General features: G+C 71.4%; 10 protein-coding genes and 1 pseudogene. 4 read left to right on the top strand and 7 right to left on the bottom strand.

The features are described 5' to 3' along the window. Positions 1-38 precede the first annotated feature (38 nt). From ACIP5M_RS26390 to ACIP5M_RS26375, 4 genes are all read left to right on the top strand, one after another. The gene (locus ACIP5M_RS26390) at positions 39-1,049 is read left to right on the top strand and encodes a polyprenyl synthetase family protein (protein WP_401201356.1); all 1,011 of its coding nucleotides are present in this window, start codon (positions 39-41) and stop codon (positions 1,047-1,049) included. 249 nt (positions 1,050-1,298) lie between these two features. Beyond that, a complete protein-coding gene (locus ACIP5M_RS26385; protein WP_401201354.1) occupies positions 1,299-2,504 on the top strand; it encodes an outer membrane lipoprotein carrier protein LolA in 1,206 nt (401 codons plus the stop codon). Between the two features lie 119 nt (positions 2,505-2,623). After that, on the top strand, positions 2,624-2,827 hold the full coding sequence (locus ACIP5M_RS26380; protein WP_401201352.1) for a hypothetical protein: 204 nt from the start codon (positions 2,624-2,626) through the stop codon (positions 2,825-2,827). After that, positions 2,824-3,258 carry a hypothetical protein gene (locus ACIP5M_RS26375; RefSeq protein WP_401201351.1) on the top strand — a complete coding sequence of 145 codons (435 nt, stop codon included), beginning with the start codon at positions 2,824-2,826 and terminating at the stop codon, positions 3,256-3,258. Before ACIP5M_RS26380 ends, ACIP5M_RS26375 begins: the two co-directional genes overlap by 4 nt. On the opposite strand, the gene ACIP5M_RS26370 is transcribed toward ACIP5M_RS26375, so the two are convergent. The 7 genes and pseudogenes from ACIP5M_RS26370 to ACIP5M_RS26340 all read right to left on the bottom strand — a co-directional run. Continuing rightward, positions 3,248-4,564: a M28 family metallopeptidase gene (locus tag ACIP5M_RS26370; RefSeq protein WP_401201349.1), complete on the bottom strand. Its 1,317-nt coding sequence runs from the start codon at positions 4,562-4,564 to the stop codon at positions 3,248-3,250. The two genes, ACIP5M_RS26375 and ACIP5M_RS26370, sit on opposite strands and share 11 nt — an antisense overlap. A gap of 214 nt (positions 4,565-4,778) precedes the next feature. Next, positions 4,779-5,723 (bottom strand): EamA family transporter RarD, encoded by a 945-nt coding sequence (gene rarD, locus ACIP5M_RS26365; protein ID WP_401201348.1) that lies wholly within the window; start codon positions 5,721-5,723, stop codon positions 4,779-4,781. A 173-nt stretch (positions 5,724-5,896) separates the two neighbouring features. Beyond that, the gene (locus ACIP5M_RS26360) at positions 5,897-6,964 is read right to left on the bottom strand and encodes a 2-oxoacid:ferredoxin oxidoreductase subunit beta (protein WP_401201347.1); all 1,068 of its coding nucleotides are present in this window, start codon (positions 6,962-6,964) and stop codon (positions 5,897-5,899) included. Next, positions 6,957-8,903 carry a 2-oxoacid:acceptor oxidoreductase subunit alpha gene (locus tag ACIP5M_RS26355; RefSeq protein ID WP_401201346.1) on the bottom strand — a complete coding sequence of 649 codons (1,947 nt, stop codon included), beginning with the start codon at positions 8,901-8,903 and terminating at the stop codon, positions 6,957-6,959. Before ACIP5M_RS26355 ends, ACIP5M_RS26360 begins: the two co-directional genes overlap by 8 nt. 170 nt (positions 8,904-9,073) lie before the next feature. Beyond that, on the bottom strand, positions 9,074-9,733 hold the full coding sequence (locus ACIP5M_RS26350; protein WP_401201495.1) for a LuxR C-terminal-related transcriptional regulator: 660 nt from the start codon (positions 9,731-9,733) through the stop codon (positions 9,074-9,076). Between the two features lie 181 nt (positions 9,734-9,914). Further along, the gene (locus ACIP5M_RS26345; protein ID WP_401201344.1) at positions 9,915-11,186 is read right to left on the bottom strand and encodes a sensor histidine kinase; all 1,272 of its coding nucleotides are present in this window, start codon (positions 11,184-11,186) and stop codon (positions 9,915-9,917) included. Between the two features lie 863 nt (positions 11,187-12,049). Continuing rightward, positions 12,050-13,228, bottom strand: a pseudogene (locus tag ACIP5M_RS26340) (sensor histidine kinase); the annotation flags it as partial. Between the last annotated feature and the right edge of the window lie 52 nt (positions 13,229-13,280).

Raw genomic sequence — 13,280 nt, 5'->3', positions numbered from 1 at the left:
ATCGTCAGCGTGATCGTCAGCAGACAGGAGTACCCCTCGTGACCGTCGTCGGGCCGTTCGGACTGAGCGTGCGGGACCAGGCTCTTGAGACCGATGTCCAGGCCGGACTGGCCGCCGTCGAGGCGGGTCTGCTGGAAGCCACCAAGAGCGAAGTCCCCTTCATCACCGAGGCCGCACAGCACCTCGTGCGCGCCGGAGGAAAGCGGTTCCGCCCGCTGCTGGTGATGCTCGCGTCCCGATTCGGCGATCCGTACGCGCCCGGGATCGTGCCCTCCGCGGTGGTCGTGGAGCTCACGCACCTGGCGACCCTCTACCACGACGACGTCATGGACGAGGCGGACGTCCGCCGCGGAGTGGCCAGCGCCAACACCCGCTGGGGCAACTCGGTGGCCGTCCTGACGGGTGACTTCCTCTTCGCCCGCGCCTCGCACATCCTGGCCGACCTCGGGCCCGAGGCCGTACGCATCCAGGCCGAGGCCTTCGAGCGGCTGGTGACCGGCCAGATCCTGGAGACGGCCGGCCCGCGCGACGGCCGCGACCCGGTCGAGCACTACCTCGACGTCATCGCCGGCAAGACCGGCTCGCTGATCGCCGTCTCCGGCCGCTTCGGCGCGCTGATGGCCGGCGCCGACGAGTCGGTCGTCGACATCCTGACCCAGTACGGCGAGCGGCTCGGCACCGCCTTCCAGCTCGCCGACGACGTGCTCGACATCGCCTCCGACGCGCACGAGTCCGGCAAGACCCCGGGCACCGACCTGCGCGAGGGCATCCCCACCCTGCCCGTGCTGCGGCTGCGTGAGATGGCCGCCCGCGACGGGCGCCCGGAGGACCAGGAGCTGGTGGCGCTCCTGGACGGCGACCTGACGGACGACGCCCGCCACGCCGAGGTGCTGACCCGGCTGCGGGCGCACCCGGCCCTGGAGCAGGCCCGCCGCGACACCATCCGCTACGCCGAGGACGCGCGGGCCACGCTCGCGCCGCTGCCGGAGTGCTTCGCGAAGTCGGCTCTGGAGGAGCTGTGCGACGCGGTGGTGCACCGGGCCGGCTGACGCCCCGTCCGGCGGCCGCCGCGACGCCCCCGCCGCACGACGAACGAACGGGCCCTCCCACCCCGACCCCTAGGGGCCGGGGCGGGAGGGCCCGTTCCGTGTCATCCCACGGTCGTACGCGCAGTTGCTTCCGGGGGCTGACGCCCACGCGCCCCCGATTTGGTCAGATGGAGTCATCAACCCCACCAGATCGGGTGAGCGCGGCGACACGGGGGTCGCCGCCGTCGACACAGAGGGCAGGGCACTGACATGGCAGCCAACACGAAGACTTCTCGCAAGGTCGCCCGGTACGCCGTACCGGTCGCGGTGGCGGGTGTGGCCGCGGCGACCGTCGCGATGGTCCCGGCCTTCGCCACCGCCGGCGGACCCGACCTGCCGAAGGTGACGGCGCAGCAGCTGATCGAGAAGATCGCGGCCTCGGACGTGCAGGAGCTGTCCGGCACGGCCCGGATCACCACCGACCTGGGGCTGCCGAAGATCGCGAGCGGCCTGCTCGGCGGCGGTGGCGTGGCGTCCGGCTCCGCCGCCCCGGAGGACAAGGTCGCGCAACTGGCCGCCGGTACGCACACCTTCCGGGTCGCCGCCGACGGCCCGGACCGCCAGAAGCTCACCTTCCTGGACGGCAAGGACGAGTACAGCCTCGTCCACAACGGCGACGACGTGTGGGGCTACGCCTCCAAGTCGAACGAGGTCTTCCACGAGAAGAACGCCGCACAGGGCGAGCACAAGGCGGACGACCGGCTCGCCGCCTCGCCCCAGCAGCTGGCCCAGGACGTCCTGAAGGCCGCCGGCCCGACCACGGACGTCAGCGTCGGCGACACCGCGCAGGTGGCCGGGCGGGACGCCTACCAGCTGGTGCTGAAGCCCAAGCAGAGCGGTTCCACGGTCGGTTCGGTCCAGATCTCCGTGGACGCCAAGAACGGCGTGCCGCTGCGCGTGCAGCTGCTCTCCTCGCAGGGCGGCAAGCCGATCGTGGACGCGGGCTTCACCAAGGTGGACTTCGCCAAGCCGTCCGCCGACACCTTCGCCTTCACCCCGCCCAAGGGCGCGAAGGTGACGGAGGGCGCGGAAGGCGCCGAGAAGGGCAAGGAGCACGGCGGGGCCAAGGGAGACGAGCACTGGAAGGCCCTGGAGTCCTTCCCGGGCCTGGGCGGCCTGACCGGCGGAGCCGAGGGCAAGGGCGACGTGAAGGTGCTCGGCGAGGGCTGGGCCACGGTCGCGCAGATCGACACGGGCGCGGGCAAGGGCCTCAAGGAGCTGGAGAACGACAAGAACGCCCCGAAGGAGGCCAAGCAGTTCCTGAGCTCGCTCGGGGACAAGGTCACCGGGAAGTTCGGCGAGGGCCGCGTCCTGTCCACCCGTCTGGTCAACGCCCTCGTCACGGACGACGGCAAGGTCTACGTCGGCGCGGTCACCAAGGACCAGCTGGTGAAGACGGCGAACGCCGCGAAGTAGGCGCCAGTTAGCCGCAATCCAGGCGCAATCGGTACAAGGGTGGCCCGGGACCTGTGTCCCGGGCCACCCTTGCGCCGTTCGCCTCCTGCGTACAGCAGCCCCGCTGTACGGTGGTTGTCATGTCGAGACACGTCACCATCCGCCTGAACGAGGAGTTCCACGAGCGCCTGAAGGCGCGCGCGGCGGCGCTGGGGACGACGGTCACCGCGCTGATCACCGAAGTCACGGAACGCGAACTGGACGACGACCGGAAGAAGTTCCTGTCCGGCATAGAGGAGTTCGCCGACCACTGGGGCTACTTCCAGGAGCGGTTCGGCAATTGAAGATCACCATGGAGTGGGCCTGGACCGCTCTGGCCCACCATCTTCCGTCCGATCCCGCCGTATGGGACCCCTCCGGGGTGGCCGCCGCGGTCGCCCGGCACCAGAACGACCTCGTCCTGGTGCCCGAACAGCCCGCCCCGGACACCGCGTGGCGGGCCGCCGCGTTTCTGCACACCCTCGCCGTGTGCCCGGCGCTGGAATCCCCGATGAACGAGTTCTACGCGGCCGCCGCGACCCGCTCGTACCTGCGCGTGGCCGGGGCCAGGCAACTGCCCTCGCCCGAGGTGCTCGGCGACCTGGTGGAGGCCGCGAAGCTGGGCCGCGCCGACATCGGGGCGGTGGCGGAGGAACTGCGCGCCCGCATCCAGGAGCCGCCGCCGGTCCTGCACGGCGACGGCTCCGAGGACGACGGCGCCGGGATCAGAAGGTGATCTTCCAGCTGTTGATGTAGCCCACGTCCTGGGCGGCCAGGTCCTTCACCTGGAGCTTCCACACCCCGTTCGCCACCTCGCTGGAGGCGTTGACGGTGTACGACTGGACCAGGTTGTCGGCGCTGCCGCCGCTGCGGTTGTGCAGGGTGTAGACGGTGCCGTCCGGGGCGACCAGGTCGACCTTCAGGTCGCCGATGTAGGTGTGGACGATGTTCACGTCGACCTTGGTGGTGGCGGGGGCGTTGCCCGCGACCCCGGAGACCGTGATCGGCGAGGTCACCGCGGCGCCCGGGGAGTCCGGGATGTTCACGTCCGCCGTGTTCTCGAAGGACGGGCCCGGCGGGACCGGGGTGGCCGCGCCGAGGTTCCAGATCGCGTAGGCGATCGCGTCGGAGTTGCGGTCCAGGGCGGTGTCGTTGATGTTCGCCAGGCTGTCGCAGGAGGAGTGGTAGCAGCGGTCGAAGGCCTGACCGGAGGTGCCGCCCCACTTCTGCGCCTGGGCCGCCGTCTTGGTGTAGTCGGCGCCGGAGAACAGGCCGCCGACCGGTATGCCGGCGTTCTTGAAGGGAGCGTGGTCGGAGCGGCCGTCGCCCTCCGTCTCGATCTCGGTCGGGATGCCGAGGCCCGCGTAGTAGTTCTTGAAGGTCTGCTCGATCGTCGGGTCGTCGTCGTAGACGAAGTAGCCCGGGTTCGGCGAGCCGATCATGTCGAAGTTCAGGTAGCCGGAGATCTTCGCCTTCTCGGCGGCCGGCAGGTTGTTGACGTAGTACTTGGAGCCGACCAGGCCCAGTTCCTCCGCCCCCCACCAGCCGAAGCGCAGGTGCTTCGTCGGCTGGAGGCCCGCCCGGGACACGGCCAGCGCGGTCTCCAGGACCGCCGCGCTGCCGGAGCCGTTGTCGTTGATGCCCGCGCCGCCCGTGACCGAGTCCAGGTGCGAGCCGGACATCAGGACCGAGTTCGGGTCGCCGCCCGGCCAGTCGGCGATCAGGTTGTAGCCGGTGGCGCTGTTGTACGTGAAGGTCTGCAGCGTGGTGGTGAAACCGGCCGCGTCGAGCTTGGCCTTCACGTAGTCGATCGAGGCCTTGTAGCCGGCCCTGCCGTGGGCCCGGTTGCCGCCGTTGTTGGCGGCGATCGTCGAGAGCTGCGACAGGTGGGCCTTGACGTTGGCCAGCGGAATGTCGGGCGGCGTCGGCGCCGCGGTGGCCGCCGTGGGGGCGGCGAGCGCGGCGGGAGTGGTGGCGGCGAACAGGCCGGCGACCGCGAGGGCGGTCACGGCAGCGAGGCGCCGGGAGACGGACAGGCTCATGTGGGGGCTCCGGGATTCCGCGGGGATGTGACGGAACGAGTGGGGATAGAGCGGGTGAGCGTTAGCGCGTCTGTGCGAGCCTGATGTTCAGCGAGAGCATGACAATCCGTCAAGACCACAATTCGGTCAGGGCTGTTCGGAAAACGGACGATCCCCGCTACGGGAGTTCCGTGGCGGGGATCGTGTGAGCCGGGTGCGCGCTGTGGCGCCGCCCTTACGCGGGCTCGCGGGCCGGCGCCCCGACCGCGGCCGCCGGCACGTCGAGCCGGGCCCGGGACTGCCGCGCCGTGCGCAGCGCGTCCCACGTCAGGAGGGCGAGCGCGGCCCAGACCAGGGAGAAGCCGGCCCAGCGCTCGGGCGGCATGGCCTCGTGGAAGTAGAGGACGCCGAGCCCGAACTGGAACACCGGGGCCATGTACTGGAGCAGTCCGAGGGTGGACAGCGGGACCCGGATCGCCGCCGCCCCGAAGAACACCAGCGGGACCGCGGTGACGAGTCCGGTCGCGGCCAGGAGCAGCGCGTGGCCGACGCCGTGCGCGGCGAAGCCGGACCGGCCCTGCGCGCCCAGCCAGAGCAGGTAGCCGAGGGCCGGCAGGAACAGCACGGCGGTCTCGGCGGTCAGCGACTCCAGCCCGCCCATGTTCAGCTTCTTCTTGATCAGTCCGTACGTCGCGAAGGAGCAGGCCAGGATCAGCGAGATCCACGGCGGGCGCCCGTAGCCGATGGCGAGCACCAGCACGGCGATGAAGCTGATCCCGACCGCCGCCCACTGCACGCGGCGCAGCCGCTCACCCAGCACCAGCACGCCGATCGCGATGCTGACCAGCGGATTGATGAAGTAGCCGAGGCTCGCCTCGACGACGTGGCCGTTGTTGACGGACCAGATGTACAGGCCCCAGTTCACACTGATCACCGAGGCGGCCAGTGCGGTCAGACCCAGCTTGCGCGGCTGGCGCACCAGCTCCGCCATCCAGCCCCAGCGGCGCAGCGCCAGCAGCGCCACTCCCACGACGGCCAGCGACCACACCATGCGGTGGGCGAGGATCTCGACGGCGCCGGAGGGCATGAGCAGCGGCCAGAAGAGCGGAACGAGCCCCCACAGTCCGTATGCGCCGAATCCGTAGAGCAGACCCGTGCGCTGCTCGTTCTCCGCCTTCACGGGGCCTCCTGTACGACATCCAGCCAACCCTCAAGACGGTAGCGCCGCAGGGACCGGATGTCATGCCCGTTCGCTGGAGATACTCATGACATCCCCGGGGGCTTGCGTGAATGCGCACGAGCCCGGATCCACGGGGGATCCGGGCTCGGAGGAGGGTGGTGGTGCCGTGCCGGTCAGCCGATGACCGTCCAGGTGTCGTTGCCGTGCAGGAGGGCGCCGAGGTCGCCCTTGCCCTTCCGGTCGATGGCGGAGTCGAGCTGGTCGGCCATGAGCGTGTCGTAGACGGGCCGCTCCACGCTGCGGAACACCCCGATGGGGGTCTGGCGCAGGGTGTCGGGATCGGCCAGGCGGGACAGCGCGAAGGCCGTGGTGGGGCCGGCCGCGTGCGCGTCGTGGACCAGGATCCGCGACTCGTTCTCGGCGGTGACCTCGACGACCTCCAGGTCACCGGTGGCGGGGTTGCGCACGACGCCCTTGTGGAGACCGGCCCCGAAGCGGATCGGCTGCCCGTGCTCCAGCCGGATCACGGCCTCCTGGGCCTGGTCGTTGTCCTTCAGGACCTCGAAGGCGCCGTCGTTGAAGATGTTGCAGTTCTGGTAGATCTCCACCAGCGCCGTGCCCTGGTGGTCGGCGGCCTGGCGCAGCACCTCGGTGAGGTGCTTGCGGTCCGAGTCGACGGTACGGGCCACGAACGAGGCCTCGGCCCCGATCGCGAGCGAGACCGGGTTGAAGGGCGCGTCCAGCGAGCCCATCGGCGTCGACTTGGTGATCTTGCCGAGCTCGGAGGTGGGGGAGTACTGCCCCTTGGTCAGCCCGTAGATCCGGTTGTTGAACAGCAGGATCTTGAGGTTGACGTTGCGCCGCAGGGCGTGGATGAGGTGGTTGCCGCCGATGGACAGCGCGTCACCGTCACCCGTCACGACCCAGACCGACAGGTCGCGGCGCGAGGTCGCCAGCCCGGTGGCGATGGCCGGCGCGCGGCCGTGGATGGAGTGCATCCCGTAGGTGTTCATGTAGTACGGGAAACGGCTGGAGCAGCCGATTCCGGAGACGAAGACGATGTTCTCCTTCGCCAGCCCCAGCTCGGGCATGAAGCCCTGGACGGCCGCGAGCACCGCGTAGTCACCGCAGCCGGGGCACCAGCGGACCTCCTGGTCCGACTTGAAGTCCTTCATCGACTGCTTGGCCTCGGCCTTGGGCACCAGGGACAGCAGGTGCGGGTGGTCGGTCACCTCAGTCATTGATGGCCTCCTCGAGGACCTTCGCGAGCTGCTCCGCCTTGAAGGGCATTCCGTTGACCTGGTTGTACGACTGGGCGTCGACCAAGTACTTCGCCCGGATCAGGGTGGCCAGCTGCCCGAGGTTCATCTCCGGCACCACTACCTTGTCGTAACGCTTCAGGACCTCGCCGAGATTCCCCGGGAAGGGGTTCAGATGGCGCAGGTGCGCCTGCGCGATGGGGCCGCTGCCGGCGACGCGCAGCCGGCGGACGGCGGCGGTGATCGGGCCGTACGTGGAGCCCCAGCCCAGGACGAGCGTGCGGGCCCCGTCCGGGTCGTCGACCTCCAGGTCCGGCACCACGATGCCGTCGATCTTGGCCTGGCGGGTGCGGACCATGAGGTCGTGGTTGGCCGGGTCGTACGAGATGTTGCCGGTGCCGTCCTGCTTCTCGATGCCGCCGATGCGGTGCTCGAGGCCGGGGGTGCCGGGCACGGCCCAGGGGCGGGCCAGCGTCTGCGGGTCCCGCTTGTAGGGCCAGAACACCTCGGTGCCGTCGCCGAGGGTGTGGTTCGGGCCGGTGGCGAACTGGACCTTCAGGTCGGGCAGGTCCGCCACGTCCGGGATTCTCCACGGCTCGGATCCGTTGGCCAGGTAGCCGTCGGAGAGCAGGAAGACCGGGGTCCGGTAGGTCAGCGCGATCCGCGCCGCGTCGAGGGCCGCGTCGAAGCAGTCCGCCGGGGTGCGGGGCGCGATGACCGGGACGGGCGCCTCGCCGTTGCGGCCGAACATGGCCTGCAGCAGGTCCGCCTGCTCCGTCTTGGTCGGCAGGCCGGTGGAAGGGCCGCCGCGCTGGATGTCCACGATCAGCAGCGGCAGCTCCAGCGAGACCGCCAGGCCGATCGTCTCGGACTTCAGCGCCACACCGGGCCCGGAGGTGGTGGTGACGCCGAGCGCGCCGCCGAAGGCCGCCCCGAGCGCCGCGCCGATGCCGGCGATCTCGTCCTCGGCCTGGAAGGTCCGTACGCCGAAGTTCTTGTGCTTGGACAGCTCGTGCAGGATGTCCGAGGCCGGGGTGATCGGGTACGAGCCCAGGTAGAGCGGCAGGTCGGCCTGCTGGGAGGCCGCGAGCAGCCCGTAGGAGAGGGCCAGGTTCCCGGAGATGTTGCGGTAGGTGCCGGTGGGGAAGGCCTTGCTGGCCGGGGCGACCTCGTAGGAGACGGCGAAGTCCTCGGTGGTCTCGCCGAAGTTCCAGCCGGCCCGGAAGGCGACGATGTTCGCCTCGGCGATGTCCGGCTTCTTCGCGAACTTCTGCCGCAGGAAGGCCTCCGTGCCCTCCGTCGGCCGGTGGTACATCCAGCTCAGCAGGCCCAGCGCGAACATGTTCTTGCTGCGCTCGGCCTCCTTGCGGGTCAGCCCGAAGTCCTTGAGCGCCTCGACCGTCAGCGTGGTGAGCGGCACCGGATGCAGGTTGTAGGCGTCCAGCGAGCCGTCTTCGAGCGGCGAGGTCTCGTAGCCGACCTTGGCCATGGGGCGCTTGGTGAACTCATCGGTGTTGATGATGATCTCCGCGCCGCGCGGCACGTCCGCGATGTTCGCCTTCAGGGCGGCCGGATTCATCGCGACCAGCACGTTCGGCGCGTCGCCCGGGGTCAGGATGTCGTGGTCGGCGAAGTGGAGCTGGAAGGACGACACGCCCGGCAGGGTGCCGGCGGGCGCCCGGATCTCGGCCGGGAAGTTCGGCAGCGTCGAGAGGTCGTTGCCGAAGGACGCCGTTTCGGAGGTGAAGCGGTCACCGGTGAGCTGCATACCGTCACCGGAGTCACCCGCGAATCGGATGATCACACGATCGAGGCGTCGTACTTCCTTGCCGCCCGGGCTCCCCGGAGTGCGCTGTCCACCGACAACCGCACCCCCAGCCCCGTCGGCCTGCTCGGCTGGGCTACTGACCTGGCTGGTCACTGAACTGGACCTCCTTCGAGGCGTGGGCACCCCCACAGACCCACCCTACGTCCGCAGGGTGCCCGTCCCAGGGGGCGGCCACATTCTGGACCGTCGGCCCGCCCCTTGAGACGACCCGACGGGAATGCCGTAAGTGTCGTACCTGCCGTATCTGACTGAGTGTCTGCCGATCAAGACCTCAGGTAGGTGAGAACGGCCAGAACACGCCGGTGATCCCCGTCACTCGGCGACAGCCCCAGCTTCATGAAGATGTTGCTGACGTGCTTCTCCACCGCCCCGTCGCTGACCACCAGCTGCTTGGCCACGGCCGAATTGGTGCGACCCTCGGCCATCAGCCCGAGCACCTCACGCTCCCGCGGGGTCAGCCCGGCCAGCACGTCCTGCTTCCGGCTGCGGCCCAGGAGCTGCGCGACGACCTCCGGGTCCAGCGCGGTACCGCCCCGGGCCACCCGTACCACCGCGTCCAGGAACTCCCGCACGTCGGCCACCCGGTCCTTGAGGAGGTACCCCACTCCGGTGCTGGAACCGGCCAGCAGTTCGGTGGCGTACTGCTCCTCCACGTACTGCGACAGTACGAGCACTCCGACCCCGGGGTGCTCGCGCCGCAGCCGTACGGCGGCCCGTACGCCCTCGTCCGTGTGCGTCGGCGGCATCCGCACATCGGCCACCACCACGTCCGGCAGCGCGTCCTCCGCCGCCAGGTCCGACACCGTCTTGATCAGTGCTTCCGCGTCCCCTACGCCCGCGACGACGTCATGCCCCCGGTCGGTCAGCAGCCGGGTCAGGCCCTCACGCAGCAGCACTGAATCCTCGGCGATGACCACCCGCACCCTGTCTTCCACGACTCCGCTGCCCCCGCGTCCGCTCGTTCCCGCACTCCGTGACTCGGCCAAGCATCCCAGCCCGAAGGCCGGATCACGGCAGAGCCGGGACAACGAGCGGGCGCAAGGCGGGAGTTTTCGGCAGTTCTTCCCCGCGGAGGCCGGGTGCGTATGTCAGGTCCTGCGTATGTCAGGTCCGCCAGGGGAGCTCGGCGGTGACGGTGGTCCCGCCGTCCGCGGGGGAGTCGACGACCAGCACCCCGTCCACCGCGTCCAGCCGCTCGGCCAGCCCCGCCAGCCCCGAACCGGGCCGGATGTCCGCCCCGCCCCGCCCGTCGTCGGCGACCTGGATCAGCAGCCGCTCCCCGGACTTCCACACGTCCACCGAGGCGGACCGGGCCATGGCGTGCTTGCTGACGTTCTGGAGCAGCTCCGAGACGGTGAAGTACGCGATCCCCTCGATCGCCGCCGCCGGCCGCCCCGGGAGGTCCACGGCCACCCGTACCGGCGCGGCGCAGCGCGAGGCGACCGCGGACAGCGCCGCGTCCAGCCCGCGGTCGGTCAGCACCGCCGGATGGATCCCGCGCGCGAGGTCCCGCAGCTCCTGGAGGGCGATCTTCACCTCCCCGTGGGCCTCGTCGACCATGCGGGCGGCGGCCTGCGGGTCCTGCGCCAGCGTCTCCTTCGCCTGGCCCAGGTCCATGGCCAGCGCGACCAGCCGCGCCTGTGCCCCGTCGTGCAGGTCCCGTTCGATGCGCCGCAGGTCGGCGGCCGCGGTGTCGACCACCACGCCCCGGTCGGACTCCAGCTCGGTGACGCGCGTCGCCAGGCGGGACGGCCCGAGCAGCCCGCCGACCAGGACCCGGTCGACGGTGGTCAGGGCCCGGACCACCCAGGGGGTGGCGAGGGTGAGCGCGAACCCGAGGAGGGAGGTGAGGAAGATCGCCAGGGGGGAGTCGAGGGCGAGGGAGTACGCGTCGTTGTTGAAGACGACCAATCCGGACTGGTCGGTGAAGGCCGGGAAGACCCAGAACCAGAGCGGGTACAGCAGGAAGCCCCACCCGTACGCCCAGAACGTCAGTGCCACGCAGAACGCGAACAGCGCCCACGGGAAGTGGATCACGGAGTACAGCACGTGCCGCCAGGCACTCCCGCTCTTGAGCAGCGCTCCCATGGCGGCGAGGGCGCCGCCCTTCGCGGCGCGGATGGGTGCCGGGTCGGGGACGTCGGTCCCGAGGAGGACGCGGACGCGGGCCCGCTCCAGGTGGCCGAACCCGCGGGACATGGCGAGCACGCCGGCGAGAACCGGAACCCCGAGGAAGGTGACGAGCAGCCCGGCGCCGACGCTCAGACCGGCGAGGGCGAGCGAAAAATACACCCCGCTCAGCGGCAGCCCCACCAGCACATACCCGAACTCCCGCCAGGTCCGCCCGGCAACGGGAGCCCGCAACACCCCCCGCATCCCCCCACCGGTCCCGGAACCGGCACCCGCCCCGCCGCCGTTGCCGTACCTCACAACCCCACCCACCCTTCGATCAGCCGTACCCCCACCCTGCGGCCCCCCACCCCCCGACCACCATGCGGCGAGTAGGCATCCCCACAGGGGGGATAACCCCACCCCACCGAGCCCACCGCCCTTCCCAATGGCCCGGATTCCAGCCCCGCGGGGGGGCACCCTCCAGCCCCGCAGGGCGGCACTTTCCAGCCTCGCCGGCGTTTGAGGCGCGGGGTCCGGGGCGGAGCCCCGGGAGACGGCCCGCAGGGCACGATGCACCCGCACCCCGGGCCGTTTCGGGCGCCGCCCGGGCAGCTCCAGCCCCGCAGGGCGGCACCTTCCAGCCTCGCCGGCGTTTGAGGCGCGGGGTCCGGGGCGGAGCCCCGGGAAGCGGCCCGCAGGGCACGATGCACCCGCACCCCGGGCTGTTTTCGGCACCGCCGTGCAGTTTCCCGCTCCGCGGGGGCGGCGCCTTCCAGCCCTGCAGGGCGGCACCTTCCAGCCCCGCAGGGCGCGGAACCTTCCAGCCTCGCCGGCGTTTGAGGCGCGGGGTCCGGGGCGGAGCCCCGGGAAGCGGCCCGCAGGGCACCACGCACCCGCACCCCCACCACACGCACGGAACCCCCGCCCACCCCGGACGGGAGTCCCACGCCACGACACGGGGCCCGGGGCTCAGCCCCCGGCCCCCCCCCCCCCCCCCCCCCCCCCCCCCCCCCCCCCCCCCCCCCCCCCCCCCCCCCCCCCCCCCCCCCCCCCCCCCCCGGGCGGGGCGCCCCCCCCCCCGCCCGGGGGCCGGGGGCCCCCCCCCGCCCCACCCCGCCCCCGGCCTCCACCCCCGCGCGCCCGCGCCACGGCAGCTCCGCCGTCACCACCGTCCCCTCCCCCTCCGGAGAGGACACCACCAGCACCCCGTCCACCGCATCCAGCCGCTCGCCCAGCCCCGCCAGCCCGCTCCCGCCGGAGGCAACGGCCCCGCCCCGCCCGTCGTCCGACACCCGGATCAGCAGCCGAGCCCCCGCCCGCCACACCTCCACGCTCGCCCCCCGCGCGGTCGGGCCCGCGTGCTTGCTCACGTTCTGCAGCAGCTCCGACACCACGAAGTACGCGATCCCCTCGATCGCCTCCGCCGGCCGCGCCGGCAGATCCACCGCCACCTTCACCGGCACCACGCACCGCGAAGCCACCGACGACAGCGCCGCGTCCAGCCCCCGGTCCGTCAGCACCGCCGGATGGATCCCCCGCGCGAGGTCCCGCAGCTCCTGGAGCGCCAGCTTCACCTCCCCGTGGGCCTCGTCGACCATCGCCGCCGCGCCCTCCGGGTCCTCCAGCAGCTTCTCCTTCGCCAGGCCCAGACCCATGGCCAGCGCCACCAGCCGCGCCTGTGCCCCGTCGTGCAGGTCCCTTTCGATGCGCCGCAGGTCGGCGGCCGCGGTGTCGACCACCACGCCCCGGTCGGATTCCAGCTCGGCGATCCGCCGCTCCAGCTCGTCGGAGGGCGACAGCAGCCCCCGTACCATCGCGCGGTCCGCGTTCGCCAGCAGCCGCACCACGTACGGCAGCACCGGCCACAGCACGAACAGGCCGGTCAGGACTACCGTGAAGGTGAAGACCCCCCACGGCAGCCGGACCAGCTGGTACAGCACCGTCCGCCAGCCGACCGGATCCTTGATGCTCGTCCACAGCCAGGGGAAGAAACCGCCGGCCCGCTTCGGACCGGGAATCGGAGTGGGCTCCTCCACCCGTACGCCCAACAGCACCCGGGCGCGCGCCCGCTCCAGCCGTCCCAACTGCCGAGACAGATAGAGACCACATGCGAGCAGCGGAAGTCCGACCGCGGTCACGGACAGACCGCCCGTGCCGGAAACCATGACAACCGCGTAAACAAATCCGATGATCGCCACGGGCAGGTTGCCCGCGAGATGGGCCATCTCCTTCCACGTCACGGCGCTGAAGACAGGTCGGACGGGGGGCGGCCGGTCGTTGTCGGGGATGCCCTGGCTCATGGTCATGCGGGCCAGCCTGCCAAGGCGCGGCCGCCAATGCCATGGGGTGGCCGGGGTG

This window comes from Streptomyces sp. NPDC088762 (genome assembly GCF_044750905.1).
GTDB lineage: Bacteria > Actinomycetota > Actinomycetes > Streptomycetales > Streptomycetaceae > Streptomyces.
Note: the sequence above shows the minus strand (reverse complement) of the source record. Positions and strands in the feature narration are given on the sequence as shown.

Bases quoted from the DNA above. Each gene is read 5' to 3' on its own strand.
- ACIP5M_RS26385 (WP_401201354.1), top strand. From the start codon at position 1,299: ATGGCAGCCAACACGAAGACTTCTCGCAAGGTCGCCCGGTACGCCGTA.
- ACIP5M_RS26380 (WP_401201352.1), top strand. From the start codon at position 2,624: ATGTCGAGACACGTCACCATCCGCCTGAACGAGGAGTTCCACGAGCGC.
- ACIP5M_RS26370 (WP_401201349.1), bottom strand. From the start codon at position 4,564: ATGAGCCTGTCCGTCTCCCGGCGCCTCGCTGCCGTGACCGCCCTCGCG.
- ACIP5M_RS26360 (WP_401201347.1), bottom strand. From the start codon at position 6,964: ATGACTGAGGTGACCGACCACCCGCACCTGCTGTCCCTGGTGCCCAAG.
- ACIP5M_RS26345 (WP_401201344.1), bottom strand. From the start codon at position 11,186: ATGCGGGGGGTGTTGCGGGCTCCCGTTGCCGGGCGGACCTGGCGGGAG.